General features: G+C 41.7%; 17 protein-coding genes and 1 pseudogene. 7 read left to right on the top strand and 11 right to left on the bottom strand.

Annotated elements, in window-relative coordinates; genetic code table 11:
• The first annotated feature begins 43 nt into the window (after positions 1-43).
• The 3 genes from CMAQ_RS04750 (at position 44) to CMAQ_RS04740 (ending at position 3,872) form a co-directional block, all read left to right on the top strand.
• The gene (locus tag CMAQ_RS04750) at positions 44-2,551 is read left to right on the top strand and encodes a M1 family metallopeptidase (protein WP_012185981.1); all 2,508 of its coding nucleotides are present in this window, start codon (positions 44-46) and stop codon (positions 2,549-2,551) included.
• 112 nt (positions 2,552-2,663) lie between these two features.
• Positions 2,664-3,035, top strand: a complete 372-nt coding sequence (locus tag CMAQ_RS04745; RefSeq protein WP_083755286.1) for a hypothetical protein — start codon at positions 2,664-2,666, stop codon at positions 3,033-3,035.
• A 33-nt stretch (positions 3,036-3,068) separates the two neighbouring features.
• A complete protein-coding gene (locus tag CMAQ_RS04740; protein WP_012185979.1) occupies positions 3,069-3,872 on the top strand; it encodes a phosphoglycerol geranylgeranyltransferase in 804 nt (267 codons plus the stop codon).
• 30 nt (positions 3,873-3,902) lie between these two features.
• Here the strand turns inward: CMAQ_RS04740 and CMAQ_RS04735 are convergent, their stop codons facing one another.
• The 9 genes and pseudogenes from CMAQ_RS04735 to CMAQ_RS04695 all read right to left on the bottom strand — a co-directional run bounded on the left by CMAQ_RS04735 (position 3,903) and on the right by CMAQ_RS04695 (position 12,628).
• A complete protein-coding gene (locus CMAQ_RS04735) occupies positions 3,903-4,673 on the bottom strand; it encodes a tRNA (adenine-N1)-methyltransferase (protein ID WP_048062947.1) in 771 nt (256 codons plus the stop codon).
• A 210-nt stretch (positions 4,674-4,883) separates the two neighbouring features.
• Positions 4,884-6,473, bottom strand: coding sequence for an APC family permease (locus tag CMAQ_RS04730; RefSeq protein WP_156769838.1), 1,590 nt, complete (start codon positions 6,471-6,473; stop codon positions 4,884-4,886).
• A gap of 299 nt (positions 6,474-6,772) precedes the next feature.
• Positions 6,773-7,405: pseudogene (locus tag CMAQ_RS10960) on the bottom strand (mechanosensitive ion channel domain-containing protein).
• Positions 7,406-7,516: 111 nt separating this feature from the next.
• Positions 7,517-7,798: a winged helix-turn-helix domain-containing protein gene (locus CMAQ_RS04720; protein WP_012185976.1), complete on the bottom strand. Its 282-nt coding sequence runs from the start codon at positions 7,796-7,798 to the stop codon at positions 7,517-7,519.
• A 5-nt stretch (positions 7,799-7,803) separates the two neighbouring features.
• Complete coding sequence (locus tag CMAQ_RS04715) at positions 7,804-8,997, bottom strand: ORC1-type DNA replication protein (RefSeq protein ID WP_012185975.1); 1,194 nt, start codon at positions 8,995-8,997, stop codon at positions 7,804-7,806.
• A gap of 121 nt (positions 8,998-9,118) precedes the next feature.
• Entirely contained in the window at positions 9,119-9,628 is a 510-nt protein-coding gene (locus CMAQ_RS04710; RefSeq protein WP_012185974.1) for a hypothetical protein, read from the bottom strand.
• A complete protein-coding gene (locus CMAQ_RS04705; RefSeq protein WP_012185973.1) occupies positions 9,621-10,325 on the bottom strand; it encodes a class I SAM-dependent methyltransferase in 705 nt (234 codons plus the stop codon). The genes CMAQ_RS04710 and CMAQ_RS04705 overlap by 8 nt, the downstream gene beginning before the upstream one ends.
• A gap of 3 nt (positions 10,326-10,328) precedes the next feature.
• The gene (locus CMAQ_RS04700; protein WP_012185972.1) at positions 10,329-11,585 is read right to left on the bottom strand and encodes a replication factor C large subunit; all 1,257 of its coding nucleotides are present in this window, start codon (positions 11,583-11,585) and stop codon (positions 10,329-10,331) included.
• Positions 11,582-12,628 carry a replication factor C small subunit gene (locus tag CMAQ_RS04695; protein ID WP_012185971.1) on the bottom strand — a complete coding sequence of 349 codons (1,047 nt, stop codon included), beginning with the start codon at positions 12,626-12,628 and terminating at the stop codon, positions 11,582-11,584. Before CMAQ_RS04695 ends, CMAQ_RS04700 begins: the two co-directional genes overlap by 4 nt.
• Positions 12,629-12,864: 236 nt before the next feature.
• On the opposite strand from CMAQ_RS04695, the gene CMAQ_RS04690 reads away from it, so the two are divergent.
• A complete protein-coding gene (locus tag CMAQ_RS04690) occupies positions 12,865-13,932 on the top strand; it encodes a four-carbon acid sugar kinase family protein (protein ID WP_012185970.1) in 1,068 nt (355 codons plus the stop codon).
• Positions 13,933-14,109: 177 nt separating this feature from the next.
• The gene (locus CMAQ_RS04685; RefSeq protein ID WP_198002089.1) at positions 14,110-14,829 is read left to right on the top strand and encodes a helix-turn-helix domain-containing protein; all 720 of its coding nucleotides are present in this window, start codon (positions 14,110-14,112) and stop codon (positions 14,827-14,829) included.
• Here CMAQ_RS04685 and CMAQ_RS04680 read toward each other — a convergent pair.
• The gene (locus CMAQ_RS04680; protein ID WP_048062680.1) at positions 14,806-15,111 is read right to left on the bottom strand and encodes a hypothetical protein; all 306 of its coding nucleotides are present in this window, start codon (positions 15,109-15,111) and stop codon (positions 14,806-14,808) included. The two genes, CMAQ_RS04685 and CMAQ_RS04680, sit on opposite strands and share 24 nt — an antisense overlap.
• A 152-nt stretch (positions 15,112-15,263) precedes the next feature.
• Here CMAQ_RS04680 and CMAQ_RS04675 point away from each other — a divergent pair, with 152 nt between their 5' ends.
• Both CMAQ_RS04675 and CMAQ_RS04670 read left to right on the top strand, forming a co-directional pair.
• Positions 15,264-18,248, top strand: a complete 2,985-nt coding sequence (locus CMAQ_RS04675; protein ID WP_012185967.1) for a glycosyl hydrolase — start codon at positions 15,264-15,266, stop codon at positions 18,246-18,248.
• A 175-nt stretch (positions 18,249-18,423) separates the two neighbouring features.
• Positions 18,424-19,461, top strand: a complete 1,038-nt coding sequence (locus tag CMAQ_RS04670; protein ID WP_048062944.1) for an NAD(P)-dependent alcohol dehydrogenase — start codon at positions 18,424-18,426, stop codon at positions 19,459-19,461.
• On the opposite strand, the gene CMAQ_RS04665 is transcribed toward CMAQ_RS04670, so the two are convergent.
• Positions 19,458-20,135: a hypothetical protein gene (locus CMAQ_RS04665; protein WP_012185965.1), complete on the bottom strand. Its 678-nt coding sequence runs from the start codon at positions 20,133-20,135 to the stop codon at positions 19,458-19,460. The two genes, CMAQ_RS04670 and CMAQ_RS04665, sit on opposite strands and share 4 nt — an antisense overlap.
• Positions 20,136-20,167 lie beyond the last annotated feature (32 nt).

Genomic DNA, 20,167 nt, shown 5'->3' with positions numbered 1-20,167 from the left:
ATGACTGGGATTACTTAAATACGCTAACCTAGGGGTTTTAATAATGTTCGTTAATGGGAAGTACCTTATTGGTAGGGACTTTGCGTTTCCAGACTATAAACCAAGGTTCCCCGAATCATACCCATACATGGTTAGGCGTTTAATAGCCCAGTTAGAGATCTTCATTAGTGAAGGTAGACTTAGAGGTAGGGTTATTTACGAGATTATACCAAGGAGACGACTCAGTTACATTGAGTTAAACGCTGAGGAGATGAACATATTATCCACAAGCCACCAGAGGGATTACGACGGCTCCATACTAAGGCTGTACTTCAACCCACCCATAGAGGCTTCTCAGAACACTATCATTGAGGTTACCTACGAGACTAAGCCTAGGAAGGGTGCTTACTTCATAAAACCTGATAAGGAGAAGGGTGACACGGCGCAGATGGTTTGGACCCAGGGTGAGAGTGAGGATAATAGGTACTGGTTACCATTACCGGATAACCCCAATATAAAGTTCCCAACCGAATTAGAGATAACTGTACCAAAGGGCATGATGGCGGTTTCAAACGGTGTTTTAGTGAGTGTTAAGGATCTTAATGATAAGACTGCGTGGCGTTGGGTCTTTGATTACCCGCATTCACCATACCTAATAGCCTTCGCCGCAGGTGAGTTTGAGAAGCTTGAATCAGACTGCAATGGGGTTAAGCTGGAGTACTATTGGCCTAAGGGTAGGTATGGGGATCCTCAAGTAACCTTTGCAGCCACCTGTGATGCCATTAAATTCTTCAGTGAGTACACAGGCGTCAAGTACCCGTATCCTGTTTATAAGCAGGTGGCTGTTCATGAATTCATTTACGGCGGTATGGAGAACACCACGGTAACCATACTAACAGACACCACACTGCATACTAAGAGGGAGGAGTGCCCGTATGATGAGTGGCCCTGTAGGGGTAGGGAGGATTTTTCCTCTGATGGTTTGGTTGCTCATGAGTTGGCTCATCAGTGGTTTGGTGACTTGGTTACTACTAGGGATTGGGGTAATATTTGGCTTAATGAAGCCTTCGCAACCTACTTCGATGCATTATACACACTCCACAGTAGGGGTTTTGATGAATTCGTGTATAGGCTTTACGGTAACCTTAGGGCTTACCTAGATGAGTATAGGCGTTACTCAAGGCCAATAGTCACAAACCTATACTCAATACCTGAGGAGATGTTTGATAGGCACACGTACGAGAAAGGCTCCCTAGTACTACACACGTTAAGAAACATAATAGGCGAGGAAAACTTCAGGAAGGGTATTGAGGCCTACTTGAATAGGCATAGGTTCAGTAATGCTGATACTGAGGATTTAAGGAAAGCCATGGAGGAGGCCTACGGTGAGGACTTAACCTGGTTCTTTAAGCAATACGTCTACTCAGCCGGTCACCCTGTTCTTAAGGTTTCATGGAGTTGGCTTCCCGATGAATCAGCAATTAGGTTAAGTGTGAGTCAGGCACAGGGTGATGATTCATACCCTGTCTATAAGATACCGCTTGAGGTTAAGATAGTTTATGAGGGTAATAGTGAGGTTAGGTTACTGAATATTGAGGAGAAGGAGCACGTACTTCACTTAAATGCACCCAGTAAACCAAAGTACATTTGCATCGACCCCAAGTTCAAGATACTTAAGGTAACTCAATTCGATAAGCCGCTTGAGGAGGCTATAAGCGAGTTAAGTGATGAAGATGTAATGTGTAGGATTGAGGCTATTAATGCCCTAGCTAAGAACGCAAGCCCAAGGGCCGTTGAAGCCTTAGCATCAATCATTGAGAAGGACCCATTCTGGGGTGTTGCCGTTGAGGCAGCTAATGCATTAGGTAGGATAGGGGGTGAGGCAGCTAAGTCAGAGTTACTGAGGTTACTTAAACGGGTCACGCACCCGAGGGTTAGGAGAAGCATCATTGATGCCTTAGGTAACTTTAAGGGTGATGCAGAGGTGGCTAAAGTCCTCCTCACTATTGCTAATGATGGTAAGGAGTCTGATTACGTCAGATACGCTGCATTAGTAAGCCTAGGTAGGTTAAGGATTAGGGACCTTGAGGGTGAGTTAATTAAGGCCCTTGACTACGGGGGCTTTAACTACGTAATAACGCAGGGTGCATTAAGGGGATTAGGTGAATTAGGTACTGATAATGCATTTAAGGTGGTGCTTAATTACACTGAGCCCAGTAAACCAACCTTGGTTAGGGCCACTGCGGTAATGGCCCTCGGTAGGTTTATTGATAGGAGGGAGGCTGTTGATAGGTTAATTGAGTTGGCTAGGGATGGTCAATTCAGGGTTAGGTTCGCTGTGGTGGCTACAGCCGATGAGGTTAAGCACCCGGCCCTATTGCCTACGCTTGATGAATTAGCGTCAAGGGATCCTGATGGAAGGATCAGGAGGCTGGCCAGGGAGGTGGCTAAGAGGATTAGGGATCAGCTTGAGAGGGGTGTGGAGTATCAGAGGCTTAGGGAGGAGATTGAACAGATTAGGGAGGAGCATAGACGCATCATGGAGGAGATCGGTAAACTGGAGAGGCGGTGACTTAAAGCATTAAGTTTCCTTTAATACGCCATTGTTAATGAATAATTACTTAATAATTGTATTGTGTTACCTGAGGGAAAGTATTTTAAGCTGCCTTACGCTTTTTCGAATCATGGGTAAGAGGAGGAAGACCCGTAAATTGTTGGTAAGACCTAAGAAGAGGCTGCCAACTGTGTTTCAGTGCCCCTACTGTGGGTCAGTTGCGGTTAACGTTTCCGTAATTAAGAAGGAGAATAAGGTTAAGGTTACGTGCGGCGTCTGTGGGCTTGAGGCAGTGTTCGATAAGGTTAATGGCCTACTACCCGTGGATTACTATAATAAATTCGTTGATAAGTACTTTGCAGGTGAATTAAAACCCACTAAGCAGGTGGAGGTTAAGGTTAACACCACTAATACTAATCAACAGAATCAAGGCATAATAGACAGTGACGAGGGCATAGAGTACCTTGACGCCCCAGAGCCTGACACTGATGTTGAAGAGTAATAACTTAAAACTCCCACCGGCTGAAAATGATTAATGACTGTATTTGAATCCTTGATGAATAAGCTTACAGAGAAGGGGGCGTTGCATTTCTCGTTACTTGACCCTGACAAGGTAACCATGGATAAGTTCATTGAACTAGCTAAGGGGGCTGAGAAGGCTGGATCCGATGCACTAATGATTGGCGGTAGTTATGGCGTTAATGAGGGTACACTGGATAATTACATTGACGCTGTTAAACAGGAGGTTAAGTTGCCTATAATATTATTCCCAGGTAGTGTAGCTGGGTTAAGTAGAAGAGCCGACGCAGTGCTCTTCCTCTCAGTATTAAACTCAACAGACCCATACTACATCATTGGGGCTCAAGTGCAGGCGGCGGTTCTTATGGCTAAGCACTACAGTAACCTTGAATCAATACCAATGGCATACATAATAGTTGGGGAGGGTGGAGCAGTGGGCTTCGCCAGTTACGCTAAACCAATACCATTCCACATGGAGGACGTGATAGTTGCGTACGCGTTAGCCGCATACTACATGGGCTTCTCGGCAATTTACCTTGAGGCTGGGTCAGGGGCCAGGGAGCCGGTACCATCCAGTGTGGTGGCTAAGGTTAAGAGGGCTGTGAGGAATAAAATACTGATGGTTGGGGGAGGCATAAAGAGCCCTGAGGCAGCTTACTCAATAGCCTTAGCGGGGGCTGACGTGATAATAACCGGGACTGTTATTGAGGAATCCCCAGCTGTGGTGCTTAAGGATATTGTTGATGCTGTTCATAGGGGTGGGTTAAGGAGACTAAGTAATAGTAATGAAAATGCTAACGCCTGGGTCAACGATAAGTAAAGTGAGAAATCACAGTTAGTCTTTAGGGAATTAAGGCCTCTTAGCCACTATTATGAAGCCTGTGTGAGACAGATTCCAGGTCTTAGGCCTAACCTCATTAATCGTGGTCTTCCACTCTCTCCAATTAACCTCAATCATTTTAATATCTATAAAGCCCGAAGCCATCAAACTACTAATAACCCTCTCCACCTGGCTAATAGTGGGTACATAAACGGCAATGTTGCCTCCGTGTTTAAGTGAATTAATGATATTGGGTATTGCATTCCATGGATCACCCATATCAAGCAATGCGGAATTAAAGTACTCACTTGGAAGCTTAATCCTGGATACATCACCATTAATCACGTCAACATTATCGTACACACCCATGGCTCTTAAAGTCTCCTTAGCAACCCTAATGTACTTACTTGATTTCTCAACAGTGATAACTTGACCAAAGGGCCCAGCATGCATCGCAAGTATTACTGTAGCGTAACCACTACCTAATCCAGCCTCAAGTACCCTACTCCCCGGCCTAATATTAAGCATGATTAGTAATGTAGAGGAGTCCTTTGGATATATGGGTTGAGTTACCCTAGGCATCTTAAGCAATATATCCATTATATCTGGTTTAGTAATATAAAATACATACCCCAGGTTAGTCACTATTTTTGAACCATACTCCTTACCAATAATCTCACTCATCCTTAACACACCCCTAACTGTACTGACTACTAGGTTCCTCCTAGCCTTAACAACAAGCTTAATCTCATTACTGTGCCAAAGGAGCACGTAATCATTCTCCTTAACTACATCATCCACAGGCTTAATTAGTGATTTATTTAAAAAATTGACTACATCATCTATGTAAGGTTCATCATGGAGAATAATCATATGGATCATTGCATTTTAAGATCAGTTAAACCTTATGGATAAATTAAATTCAAATTAAACTATTTATAGGGTAAGTATTATGCATTCCACCGCATTAAGATTATGGGGTTAATGTAAGTTAGCTCCCTATAGGCCTAATCAAACGCCACCTAAGTCCTTTATATGAACCTCAAAGTTCCTCTGCCTTAATCCAAGTATAATACCTAGTGGGTAAAACACGGCCAGTGAAATAATGGCTGTTATTGCAGTAGCCCATGTGAATGGTATTATGTTTAATGCACCATCTGAACCTATGTATGCCATTAATGTTTCGAAGGCTATCCAACCAATGTACCACGTCGCCTCAAGCCAACCCTCCTTAACCCGGTAGATTATAGCTAATATAACTGCCACTACAGTCATGAGAAGTACCGCATAGGGTACAGCTGGCCAGCCATTCCAAAACACTATTAATGACGATATCGCAAATGCTGTTGCTGAAACAAACCAACCTGCAGGTACTTGATACTTTGATGCACCCTGCTTCCTAAGCACCATCATGGCTATTGGATTAACAGCAAACCCTATGTAACCTGCAGCTGTTGTATCACTGACTATTCCATAAAGGCCTGGTACTGGGGCGAAGAGGAATGATATGGCTGCCCCTATTAAGCCAAATATTATTAAGGCCCAGTAAGGTATTGCATACCTTGGGTGTATTTCACCGATTTTACCGGCAACATACTTAGAACGAGCCATGGCTAACATTACCCTTGTTCCAGCACCCATGTACACGTAACCAACCATGAATAATGCTAGAATCAGGTACAGCATGGGGAGTATATACATGTAGGGTAGCTTATACGCAGCAGCAAGGTAATAGTATGGGTTTCTAGATATGTTTAGAAATGATGACCAGTCACCTGGCCTTATATGGAAAACACCCCAGTCAACACTAAGTACGAACAATGCAGCAAAGGTTACGTAAATCACACCTTGGCCGACAACCGTTAATATGAGACCAGGTACAATACTACGCTTCCCTTTAATCTCCTCAGCGAAGTCCGGTATAGTCCTAGCTCCACCAAATGAGAACATTGCTATTGGCATGGCTGCAAATAAACCAGTAACACCGTAAGGCATAAACCCCCCATAGTTCGTTAAGTTCTTGAGCACGTATGGATTAAACTTAAGTGCTGTAAGTGCGAAAACAATAGCCATTATGGCGTATAACGCAAACTTCATGGAACCAACCACCTTATTTGAGACCGTGAAAACCTCTATACCGTAGTAGTTTAAGGGAACCATTATCATTATTAACGCTAATGCTATTAAACCACCAATGAGGGTTAAATTACCCGTAGCTGGATTAATAACACCTGGATAAAATTCACTAACCACAAGTGCAACAAACACGTAAGCCTCCAGTGGCGGTATGAATAGATACCATATTAAGTCAGCAACGGAATTTATTATGTTTGTGGCTTGGCCATGGCTATAAATGGCGAACCTAGATGGACCACCTGCCTCAGGATAATCCATCGCTAAGTCTATGTAAGTTAAGGCTATAAAGAAGTATAATACCGGCGCCAATGCATAAGCCAATATGCCTGCAGGACCCGCTTCTGCAGCAGCCTTTTGTGCACCATAAAATACAGCGCCACCTATTGATCCTGCTACACCTATGATTAAGAGGTCGCCTAAAGTTAAGTGTTTTCTCAATCCCACTTTATTAGATTGCTCCACCATAGAAGGGTATTGATGCTAGACTTATAAAAGTTTCGTATAATCCTTACATTAATTATATTTACCTTTTATATAGTTTAATAAATACAATCAACCTAACAATAAAAATGTACATTACTCATGATGAGGAAAATGGTTTATAAATGTTGTAATAATTTTTTACATAGTATAAATTAATATATTTTACTATTGTATAGCAAATGTACGACTAATGCATAATCCTTCAGTATATCAAGTCCATGCCTATTATCATATGAGTTAATAATTATCATCAATAGATGGGCAATGAAAGATCTATTAAATTATTGAGTCTTCTTAAGATGATATATCTTGTTACTTATTATTGAGTTACTCGGTATTAGGACTAGGGTGTTGTCATCTTTCCTAACGTAGGTGAAGAGTGCTGTTGCATCCTCTACAGTACCTTGTTCACCTACGATATTCACTTAGTCGCCTATCTTAAATGGCCTCGTTAATAATATGAACATCCCGGCAACAGCCTGACCTAAAACCTGCTGAGAGGCGAAACCAATGACAAGTGCCAGGAAGCCGCCTAAGGCTACCCCAGCTGCACCCCCTGCAACTCCCCCAGCTATTGCAGCCAGTAATGCACCAATCCCTAATATAGTCATGATACTCCTAATGGCTGCAGCAGTCTGGTGGGGATACCTCATTCTCATGGACCAGTAAATGAAGTTGGCAAAACTCTTGACAATCATATAACCAAAGATTAATGCTAGCGTTATATTTATGTAGGCACCATATGGTTTAAGAACTAATTCCCTGTAGTTAAATATAGGGCTTAAGACTTGAGGTAATACACCGTTTACAATGGCCGCAACCATCATATATGCCGCAATCCATACTATTAACCATACCAGACTACTTGTTATACTTCTAGTAATATTTTCTATTCCTCCACCACTAGATGACATATTTAAACCATTTAATATGCGCTTCTTAGTATTATAGTTAAAATAAAGTAAATAATATAATAATGAGTGCTACTTAGTGGTACTTATTATTTAGTTAATGCATATTGGTAATTACTGCTGTAGGTTCATTAGATTCTTGAGCGTGTTGGCTAGGTCTTTAATGTGCTTATATGCTGGGGTATCCTTGTTTAACTTGATTATTCTCATTCTACCTATTGTAACTTCCTTAACTATTCCAATATCTTCAAGGGCTTTAACATGCTTTAATGTTAACGTGTAGTTTGAGCCTATTATCTTAGATAATTGAGTTATGTTTAATTCCCCTAATTCATAAAGTGATAGTATAATCTTAATCCTTATCTTCGATTCCATTATTTCATCAACTAGGTTCATGAGGGTCACCTAACGGCTAATTCATAGTCAAGAATCCTTGTTAACTCCTGAGCCAGTACATTGAGTGATTCATATGGTATTGATATTAACGTTGTTCTACCTCTCATACCCTTACCAGATAACCTGGTTTCAATAATCCTCCACGTACCCTCCATGTCCTTTAAGTAATGCCATAATTGACCATGACTACGCTTAGTCCTTAACCCGTATCTTTCACAAAGCATTATGTACTCCTCCTCGGCTTCCCCGAAGGTTACATATGGTACATCCCTCTTCTTACGCAGTGCCTCAACTATGGCTAGTAGGAATAACTTCTCGTGAAGATCCATACCCTTTAATTCACCCACATGAACAGGCAGCGTGTTCTTAATGGCAACCCTAACATGCTCCGGTAGAATCCTCCTAGAGCCCTGCTGCTGCGCTGTTAATGCTGCCTTCCATAGTATTTCAATAGCCTGCTTAGCGTTACCCCTGCCTCCATCACCATCTCTAGCTCCAGTAACATCACTTATCATTTCAAGGATCTCATCATTATAGGTACCTTGATGAAGAGCCTCCTGTGCCCTATCTCTAAGTATCTCGTAAATCTGATCCTTAGTGTACGGTGGGAACTTAATTATGTTCCTGCCCAGGGTGCTTTTAGCCCCAGCATCAAGCTTATCTAATAGTGATTCATCCCTATCAATAAGTATTAATGAGAAGTGGTAATCATGCTCCCCTATGTGCTCATCATAGAACCTTATTAATAATCCAAGTGAATCCGCACCACTATTGTTAACTATGTGGAATACATCATCAAGAACTATGATCACGTACATGTCATTATCCTTTAAGTAATCGTAGATTATCTCAAGGAGCTCATCTGATGAAAAACCACGCCTAGGTATACTCATCTTCAGTGATTCACCAATATGCCTAACGGCTGAGTGCATTGTCCTATGTGTCCAGCATGGTACATAAATAAACCTCACCGTTGATGAGCGTGAGGCGTATTCCTTAAACTTAAGGCTTGTGATAGTCTTACCGGTACCAGTACTGCCCACGAGTAGTGCCCTAGCGTAGAATGATCCAGGGGACTTAATGTAATCATCAAAAATCATCTTAAGTGTACTCATCTGCTCCTCTCTATCAACTAACCTAGGCGGTATGAAATCTGGCGTTAATGCTGCTGGATTCTTAATTACACTTAACTCCCCCACGCATATACTTGTTCTTTCTGCTTTAAAACTTTAATGCTTATTAAGGAGTAAACTTCTCTAATACTCTAAAACTTTAATTCCCTTAGCACTTACCTATATAATAAACGGTTAATTTACTTCATTACTTTATATTTATAAGCGCATACTCTTTAATTAAGTCAATTTTATCCATAAGAACACCGCATCCTTGTTCCCAACATTCAATTAACAGTAGGCAACCAGGCGACTTAACACCAACATTAATACCCCTTTCCTTAAGCATTCTAGCCAACTCAAGCTCACAACCTGAGTCACTAACCCCATGACCCCTAGCCCTACATCTAACTAATAGTCTCTGGTCACCGCATTGGTTAATCCTACGCAGCACCCAGTTAACTAAATCCTCTAGGTTTAACCCATTGATGTGTTCAATAATTGGAACAATCCTAAACAGTACTGTACCCGCAAATGGACTCCTTAAAATAACCCTAGAAACCAATGTAGGGTCAAGCTCAGTCTCTATTACGAGTAGACCACTGAAACGTGACTTAGTAACCTTAACATTACCTAACTTAACGATGAGGTAATCCTCCAGGTCTTTTGCAATCCTACTGTTCCTTGGCTTAGTTGTGGCTAGAATTACGTTAACCATGATTCCACTTCCTCATTATAATGATGTTAGCTAAACCAAGGACTTCATCCCTATATTGAATAAGCCTTAAACAACCATTAGCCATGCTTCTAAACACATTATTAGGTGGTAATTGAACATATATGTTATGTATGTCATAAAAATACGAGACATACCTTGGTCCAGCAAATACAAGGGTTATTAATGGTATTGCGGCAACAGTGTATAGCCAGCCTAAGGCGCGGTAAATGGGATTAATGGGCTTACCAATGCTTACACTGGCTAATACACCATTATCATTAAGTATCCTGGATATTTCACAGTAGGTTCTCCTTAAGTCATTTGCGGTATGGAGTGAGAAACCCATTATGATCATGTTAAAAACAGAGTCCCTAAAGGGCATGTGCTCAAAGGAGCCGCAGACCTTGTCAATGTAATTAAGGTTTGGGGCAGTGTTCAGCATTGCCACTGATTGATCCAGCAACACAACGCGCCTTAGTTTAACTCCACTTTTAATTAACTCAACCGTCATATTTCCTGGGCCTGAACCAGCATCAAGAACGCTGAGTTCATTACCTGAATCATTAAGAGCCTTAAGGCCTAGGTTAATGGTCTTTCTCCTCCATTTACCTATTAACCCAAGGGTTATTGCCTTACTCGTCCTCTCATATACGGGTATTATTGCACTGTACGTCTCATATATTGAATACTTAACCATAGTTTACTCCTGTTCTTCAACGGTTTCAGGACTTATAATAAGTTTAATGGATCTCTCGGATACACCCAGTGACTTGGCTAGTACTTCAATAACCTTACCATTATTCTCAATTAATGTTCTTATTAAAGGTAGGTAATCCCTTATTATGACTGATGTTGATTCATGAAGCTGAACCCTAAGCATATGCATGATATGATCCCTAGTATCCCTAATCTCCTTAGTCCTAGCTAATAACCTAATCTTCTCAGGGAACCTCATACCCCTTATGAAGAATGGTAACTTAGGCTTATCCCTAACTAAAGCAACCCCACTGGTCATTAATTCAAGCACGTAAGGCATTAACTCCCACTCCTGCCTATTATTCATAATGCCTCTAAGTACGTCAGCCCTGGATAAGTTATCATAAGCATCACTCATGGCTACTAGTGACGATGAGTAGGCCACAGCCGCATTTTCAACAAGCCAAAGTAGGAAGCTTTCCCAATCAAAACTAGGCAACCTAGTTACCCCAGTAGCCGATGCTACGGTATTAGCCTTAAGCACCATGTCAACCATCCTAAACATATCGTACTGGTGAGCCCTACTACTCAATAATGAAACCCTCTCCCTAGTTACTGGGCCTGTTTCAGCAACAGTCTGTAGGTCATTTATAGCCGACCTCATGTCACCCATTGACGACTCTGCAATAAGCCTTAAGGCATCCTCCTCGCACTTAACCTTCTCCGCATTGCATATGCGTCTAAGCATCTCAATAATATCCCTATTCTTAAGCGGCTTAACCTGAACAACAACGCAAATATCCCTAAGGGGCCTAAGCTTAGGATCCCATGGGTCATTGGCCGTCATGGCTATTGGGACCTTGGCCTCCTTAACAATATCAACTATCTCATATATGCCTCCTTGATCAGCCCTCACGTTAATACCGTCGACTTCATCAAAGAGCACAAGCTTACCCCTGAAGCCGAATAATGAACCCTGGGTTAACGCCTTACCAATAGTCTCCCTAATCCTTGAGGCTGTCCTAACATCACTGGCATTCATTTCATACAACTCTAACCCATAATCATACGCCAGCGCATGAACCATAGTTGTCTTACCAGTGCCAGGTGGGCCTGAAAGCAATATAGCCCTCTTCTCCTTCCCACTTAACCATTTACTTATCCAATCCTCCATAGTCTTCTTAACCTCCTCCTGGTTAACAATATCCTTGAGGCTCCTTGGCCTATACTTCTCAAACCAAGGTAACCTACGTGTACTCATTTACGTAACCCTCTCTTAACAGGCTTCTCACTTGGCTTGGATTCAGGCTCCTTCACGGTCCTTAAACCATACTTAGAGCCTATGAGGGCTAGTTTAGCTATTAATGCTGTTAATTGAATCTCCTCATCACTACCTGTTACAAGCCTATTATCAATATCAGCCACAAGCTCACTGACCTCAACCTTCGCATCAACAGGTAGCTTAAACTTATCATTAATGAGTAGTTCATCCTCAATATACTTAAGCAACTCAACACCGGACACACCGTACGTGTACATTATGTTCCTAAGCAACTTACGGGAGTCCTCAAACCTACCACTTAAGGCGCTCTCAATGAACTCATCAACAACCTTAAACTCAACCCTACCAACAACCCTATACACAGCCTCCCTATCCACTTTTTTGTTTGTTGTGGTTGTTGTTTGTAGTGTGTTTATTGCTTTTCTCATGTCTCCTTGGCTCACCTCCCATATTGCCTCTAACCCATCCTCAGTTACCTCTACTCCAGTTTCCTTGGCTATTTGCCTAAGCCTCTCTATTACTGCCTCCTTTGGTAGTGGGTTGAATCTGAATATTGCGCACCTGGATTGTATTGGTTCTATTATTCCGCTTATGTAGTTGGCTAGTAGTATGAATCTTGTTGTTGATGCGTACATCTCCATAATCCTCCTCAAGGCTTGCTGGGCATCACTAGTCATGTTATCAGCCTCATCAAGGATTACTAGTTTAAACGGTACTGGGCCGGTGGGTATTGTTCTAGCGAATTCCTTAACCTTCTCCCTAATAACATCAATACCCCTCTCATCACTGGCATTAAGCTCAAGAACACTACTACGCCATGAATCACCGTAAAGCTCCCTAGCCAAAGCCAAGGCAGCAGTAGTCTTACCAACACCTGGAGGACCATAGAAGAGTAGGTGAGGCAAGTCACCACGCCTAACAAACTCCATCAAACCAACCTTAACACCCTCCTGATCAACCAAATCCACAAGCCTAACAGGCCTAAAACGCTCCACCCAAAGTAATTCCTTAAGCTCAGACATTCCACTAATTAAACTCCCCTGTATTTAAAACCTTAATCCTTGTGCAACGTGCTTAAAGTCTCATCATTATGATACTGATGAATTTAAGCCCTAACCAGTAAGCGAGCACTCATTATAAAACCTGGCTTAAAAGGTTTGAGGGAGAGAGCCATAACTATACGTGTTATGTTGATGAAGTGGTGATTCATAGGCTTATGGTATTAAGGGTTTAAACCCTTAACGTAACTACACCGGTGATGGTTAGGTTCATGGTTATTTCAGATGACTTAACTGGTGCTAATGGTGTTGCCGGTATGATGAGTAAACACTGCAGTGTCATAGTTATTAACCATAGGCTAATTAAGCTGATCCCAGGTGATGCTGAATGCGTTGTCGTTAACACTGAAAGTAGGCTTATTGAGCCAGATATTGCTGAGAGTAGGGTTAAGTCGGTTATCAGTTACGCTGAGTATAATGGATTCATAATTGGGAAGAGAATTGATAGTGCATTAAGGGGTAATATTGGGCCTGAGTTGAGGCCACTACTTAAGCGAACAATGGTTATCACAGACACAATACCCGAGTACGGTAGGTTCACTGAGGGTGGTTTCACTATTTTAGGCGACTCCAAGGTAAGTATACTTGAGAGACTTGGCGGTATTAGGGCTATGGTTACGAGTATTAGGGGGCTTAAGGCTAATGCCAGTAATCTAAAAGGCGTGGTGATTGTTGATTCAAGAACAATGAGTGATATTGCTGAAATAGCCCAGGTAATACATGATAATGGCTTCACTGCAGTGGATCCAGGGCCATTAAATGCTCAAGTCGCCGGACTTTATGTTAAAGGGAAGTTAAGTAAACATACTATTAATAGGGTTGAGAGAGTATGCTTCATAATTGGCAGTACGCATGAGAATACCATTAGGCAGATTGAGAGGGCTAAGAGGAACGGTATTAGGGTTATTAACATCAGGGATTCAACTGATTTATCAAGTTATGATAATGTAATAATTAGCTTCGATCTAATGAAGGATAAGGATTACTTAAATGAAGATTTCATAAAACAGGCAGCTCAATTTGACGCATTAGTGGTGAGTGGTGGTGAGACTGCTAATTTACTGATTAATGTATCTAAGGCCAATTACCTAGAGTCAATAGGTGAAGTAATGCCCCTTGTTGGTGTAGGCTTAATTAGGGGAGGTTTACTTGATGGTAAGATCATTGTAACTAAAGGAGGCATAATAGGGGGAGAGGACACCTACTTAATAATAAGGGATTACCTAAGAAGGTTACCTAATGTTATTGAAAAGAACGAAACAACATAAATCTTCACCAATTCCCCACTCCACTTATTCTTGGTAGATATTATTTGTGTTTTGTTGATTTAGCTTATTTATTAACTTGAATTACCTATGGTGTCATTAAATTATGTTGAGTAATTCATGTTTACTTAATGATTTTTGAAGTAATGCTTATTAAGTATTCTAGTGTTTATGTTAATAATGCAGGTTAATTACCTTGATATTAGTCGTGGATTCACTTATGTTGAGTTTGATTATGTTCATAAGGTTGATTGGACGTATAAGGCCAGTGGCTATGAATTCAGTTACAATGTTGTTGAATCATACATTAATGAAACTGGGAAGTACGCCCTAGAGTTCGCTATACTTAGGGTTAATGATAAGGCAACGCTTAGGGGCATACTGAATATTATTAGAAGTGATGGTAATGTTAAGGAGGTTATTAAAGTGACACCATTAAACACAGGGTACCCTAAGAGGGTTAGCATTATCATAAGGGTTAAGTTAGATAATTCCACTAGGTTTAGGGCCTATAGGCTAGGTGGTATTGAGGTTAAGGACACTATAATTAATGGCGTGGAGAATTGGGGATTCGCATTACCAAGTTCAAGTGAGGTTAAGAGGCTTAAGCAATACTTAACAATGGGTGGTGAGGTTAAGGATATGAGAACCAGGCGTATTAACGCTGATGAATTAATATACATGACCATCCACAGTAAATTAACCCCATTCCTAAGCAAGGGTGAGTTAAAAGTATTGAAGACGGCGTATGAATTAGGATACCTAAGTGAACCAAGGAGAACCACGTTAAGTAAGGTCGCGGACACATTAGGATTATCCACCACCACTGTGAATTATGAAATAAGGAGGGGAATATACAAGCTACTAACCCTAATACTAAGAGGAATAATTAACACCTAATACCGGTGACCAATCAATGAGGATCGCATCCACACCAGCCCAACTTAACCAAAGCGCGTCTTGAACTACTATTGCCGTCTTATTACTCCATAGTGCAGTAATAGGTGTAGCCTCGCTGGTGGTGCCGTATGATGGGAAGAAGGGCTTATACTCCATTATAATGTAGGTGTATTGCGAATTAACCTCATGCTTCACCCCATGATTGATTAAAGTGAAGGCGAATACAGCAACTAATGCTATTACCATCACTACCGCTGTTGTGATAGTAATTAAGGGCCTCACATATAATTTATAATTTAACAGTCTTTTAAACATGCATTCAAACTATGTACAGTATTCAGTATCGCTTGCAATCACCAGTGTATAATCGAGTTAACTTTTAATTTAATACTGATAACAGTAAGTGACTTATATTTCACGGATCCTTGCTCTCAATGCCTAATGAACTAAGTGTCGAGTATTTCATTAACCCATCCATTGAGTTTAGGGGTGTTCCTTTTTGGTCTATTAATGATAGGCTTAATGTTGATGAGTTGATTAGGCAGATTAGGTTGATTAAGGATGCTGGCTTTGGTGGTGTGTTTTTTCATGCTAGGGAGGGTTTACTAACACCATTCCTAAGCAATGAATGGTTTAAGGCACTTAAGGCCGTTGTTGAGGAGGCTGCTAGGATTGGGGTCAAGGTTTGGCTTTACGATGAGGATAGGTGGCCCTCAGGCTTCGCCGGTGGTCATGTACCAGCCCTCGGACCTGAGTATAGGGCTAAGGCCCTTATACTGTTCATACACAACATGGCTCTAGTGGGCCCTGAAACAGTGGCGTCGTTCAGGTGCAGTTTGAGTAATGACTTATTGCCCAGTGATTGTGTTAGGGTTAGTAGTAGTGAGGCGTTGGATGGTTACATTTACTTAAACTTCATTGAGTACACCGCGCCATCAAGTAACTTTAGGTTTAATGGATTCAATTACGTTGATCTACTTAATCCAAGGGTCACTGATGAATTCATAAGAACTGCCTATGAACCATACGTTAGGGAGCTTAAGGAACATATAGGTAACGTAGTGCCCGGCATATTCACAGATGAACCCAATTTAAATGAATCAAGACCACCGAGGAGGCAAGTACCCCTAAGGCATTCACTATACTCAACATACGCAATACCCTGGACGAGTAATTTCCCTGATTATTTTAAGGGGGTTAATGGTTATGATATTGTTGATAAGTTACCTGAATTATTCTTCAACATGGGTTCCTTCACTAAGACTAGGTATGATTACTGGAGGACTGTGACCATGCTTTTCGTTGAGTCTTATAGTAGGAGGATTTACCAGTGGTGTGATGCTAATGGTTTAAGGTTCACTGGTCATTACCTTGGTGAGGATACACTCCTCTCCCAATTAACCGTTGGTGCTGTTATGCCTCACTACGAGTACATGCATATTCCCGGCATGGATCACTTAGGCTTAAGGATATGGGATATGCTCCTAACGGCTAAACAGGTGGCTAGTGTTGCTGATCAATTGGGTAAGGGGAGGGTTCTCAGTGAAACCTACGGTGCCACTGGGCATCACCCAACATTCGAGGATAGGAAGTGGATTGGGGACTTCCTATACGCCCTAGGCATTAACCTACTCAACCACCACCTAATCCCCTACTCCCTGAGGGGTAGGAGGAAGCATGATTACGGTTTAACAATACATTGGAGTCAACCATGGTGGCGGTATAATAGGATTATTGAGGATTACTTCGCTAGGCTTAGTTACGTACTATCACAGGGGGTTAGGTTAGTGGATGTATTAATCCTACACCCAATTGGCAGTGTTTGGGCAACCTACACGCCGGTTAATGAGTCTGAGGCTGCTGCTATTAATGAATCATTCATGAGGATTCTTAGGGAGTTCACGAGAATGCATGTGGATTTCGAGCTTGGTGATGAGTTAATAATGGCTAAGCATGCTGCAGTTGAAGGTAGTTTACTCAAGGTGGGTAGGGTGGGGTATAGGGTGGTTGTGATACCTCCAAGCATAACACTAGCCTCAAGCACAATTAAACTCCTCAGTGATTTTATTAATAATGGTGGATTAGTAATAGCCATTAAACCACTCCCAGCAATGATTGATGGCGTGGAGACGCCTAGTATTAATGAATTCCTCAGTAGAGTTAAGGTTATTGATGATGTGGGTAAGCTTAATGAAGCCTTAGCCAGCGTTGAGAGGAGTATTATTGTTAATAGTCCAAGTGACAGTGATGGTGATGTACTGACGCATGTTAGGGAGATTGGGGATTCATTAGTTGTATTCATTGTTAATACAAGTAGGGTTAAGGGGCATGAGGTTGAGGTTGGTTTAAAGGGTTCATTTAAGGTTGAGGAATGGGATCCGTTAAAAGGCAGTATCAGTGACTACCCAGCCTCATTAAGGGATAGGTGGACGTGGATTAGGGTTAACCTTAACCCAGTTGATTCAAAACTACTCATACTTAAACCAGGTAAACCAATAATTGAGCAGAGTATTAACTATGTTAAGGTTAGCGAGATTGAGTTAAGTGATGGCTGGGTTATACATAGACTCAACCCAAATGTACTAGTTCTGGATTATGCAATGTTAATGCGTAGTGATGGTTCATGGAGTGGATTAATGCCGATCCCAAGGATTGCAAGCGAACTTATCAACATGGGCTTTGGCTCCAGGTACACTCTTAAATTCACATTTAACGTATTAAGTAAACCTAAGGGTATTGTTAAATTAGTTATTGAGGGTACTGAATTATTAAACGCGGTCTCAGTTAATGGTACCGGCATTGATTTAAGTAAGCCCATTGGTCAATGGCTTGACTGGAACTTCAAGATGTATGATATATCAGAATTAATTAAGGAGGGGGTTAATGAAATTGTTATTAGTGGTAGGGTTGGCTTAGAGCCATATACTATTAACCCAATATACATCCTCGGCGACTTCACAGTCGAGTTAAGGCCAAGGGCTCAATCATCATTATCAGGGTGGGAACCAGAAACAGTTAAGTTAGGTGATTTAACGAGACAAGGCTACCCATTTTACGGCGGTTCAGTTGAGTTAACGAGGAGCTTTAGAATACCTGACCAGTTCGATGATGCTCACTTGATTTTAAGATTCAATGCTGCATTAGCCCTTGTCAGTATAAACGATTCAGACGCCGGATTCCTAATAAACAGTACCGGTGAAATCAACATAACACGCTTCATAAGGCCTGGTGAAAATAAGATTAAGGTAACCCTAGTGGGTACGTTGGGTAATGTACTGGGTCCATTACATGATAAGGGTGATTTAACGTATGTAAGGCCTGAATCATTCATGGTCATTGGCAGTGATTGGACTGATGACTACGTGTTAAGACCGTTCGGTCTTAGTGAAGCCAAGATAACACTACTTAAACGCAGGTGAATGCCACGGTTAACTTAATGTGATTATGAACACTAAAACTAAACCTATACTTCACTTAAGGATGATTCATAGCCTTTTACGTTATCCAGCATTAAGATTATGTTTAAACATATTGATACTAGTTAGTAATTAATGCTTTTAAATGTAATACCCTATTACTAGTATGCCTGATTTTATGCGTGCAATGAGGCTTGTGGAGTTTGGTAAGCCTCTTAAACTCCAGGAGGTTCCAATACCTAAACCTAAGGGTACTGAGGTTTTAATTAAGGTTGAGGGTGCTGGTGTATGCCATAGTGTTGTTCACTTCGTGGATGGTAGGTTTGGTAGGATTGATGTGAAGGCCCTTGGTTTAAGAATACCAGTAACCCCTGGTCATGAGATAGCCGGTACTGTGGCTGCTGTTGGGGATGATGTGGAGGGGGTTAAGGAGGGGGATAGGGTTGCTGTTGACCCATGGATAGGTGATGGAACCTGCCACTACTGTAAACTGGGTGAGGAGCAGTTGTGCGAGCACCCGATTAAGATTGGTGAGAACATTGATGGTGGCTTCGCTGAGTACGTGCTAATACCGCACTATAGGTACCTTTACGTGTTAAGGAACCTTGACACCGTTAACGCATCCCCATTACCCTGCGCTGGCTTAACACCCTATAGGGCCCTGGTTAGGAAGGCTCAGGTTAAGCCGTCTGAGTATGTTGCAGTAATAGGTGCTGGTGGTGGGTTGGGAACCATGGCTATTCAGATAGCTAAGGTAATGGGGGCTATAGTCATTGGTATTGATGTTAGGGATGAGGCGCTTAAGGAGATTGAGCGAGCTGGGGCTGATTACGTAATTAACGGTAGGGGTAATGTTGTTGAAGAGGTTAGGAAAATTACAGGCGGTAGGGGGGTTAATGTCATTGTTGATACAGTGGGTTCTAATGAAACCTTAGGCACGTATATTGATGCATTAGATAAACTGGGCAGGTACATTATCCTAGGCCTATATGGTGGTGACTTAACTTACCACGCACCCTATATTACGCAAAGGGAGATTCAAATAATGGGTAGTTTAACAGGTAACCTAAGTGACTTCATGAGTGTCATGAGGCTTGCTGACAGTGGTAAGATAAGGCCCCTTGTTACTAAGGTAATGAGGCTTGAGGAGGCTAATGAGGCACTTGACAACCTCAGGTATGCGAGGGTAACCGCTAGGCAGGTTTTAGTGCCTTAGATCATTACCTTAAGTCCACGTAGCATTAAATATAATCCTATTATCAACAGTATAACACCCACCATGGGCATTATCCCAACCACAATACTGATTGTTATTATTATTGAGGCATTCCTCACTGTTTTAGCACTACCAATTAGTCTACCCACCTTAATTAGTGAATAAGAGCACATTAATACGCCTACTACACCAGCAACCATGGCTGCAGCCATTATTACAGAAACGTAGACCGGCATAATGACTAGGAATGAACCCCTCGGTATACGGTTAATAAGCGACTCTATTGAGGCTATCGGTTGAAAGATGGGCTGAGTTACAGTAACCAGGATTGAGTTAAGCACCCACAGTAGGTAGGCGGCAGTGAGTATGAGTGAGCCAATCCTCCCCCACTTTAATTTAACTGCAGCATCTAATTCACTGAACCCCCTGTATATTAGTAGTATTACGGGGGTGTAGGTTAGGGCTATTATTAATGATGGCCACAGGCTTGTTGCAAGCATGAAGGCTGCGTATATTACCATTGTTATGAAGTCTATTGAACCAGCCTTAGCGTATATGCCGGTTAATAGGCCTAAAACCACTGATGCCGATATTATAGCAAGCAGGTCAGGTATTGTTAAGGTTATCGCAACCCTAATTGAGTAAAGTATCTTATCTAGGTCTGAGTATTGCATTGAGCTTTAAGTGTAAGGACTTTTAAAACACT

The sequence above is a fragment of the Caldivirga maquilingensis IC-167 genome (assembly GCF_000018305.1).
In the GTDB taxonomy this organism is placed as follows: domain Archaea; phylum Thermoproteota; class Thermoprotei; order Thermoproteales; family Thermocladiaceae; genus Caldivirga; species Caldivirga maquilingensis.
This window is presented reverse-complemented; position numbering and strand designations above follow the sequence as displayed.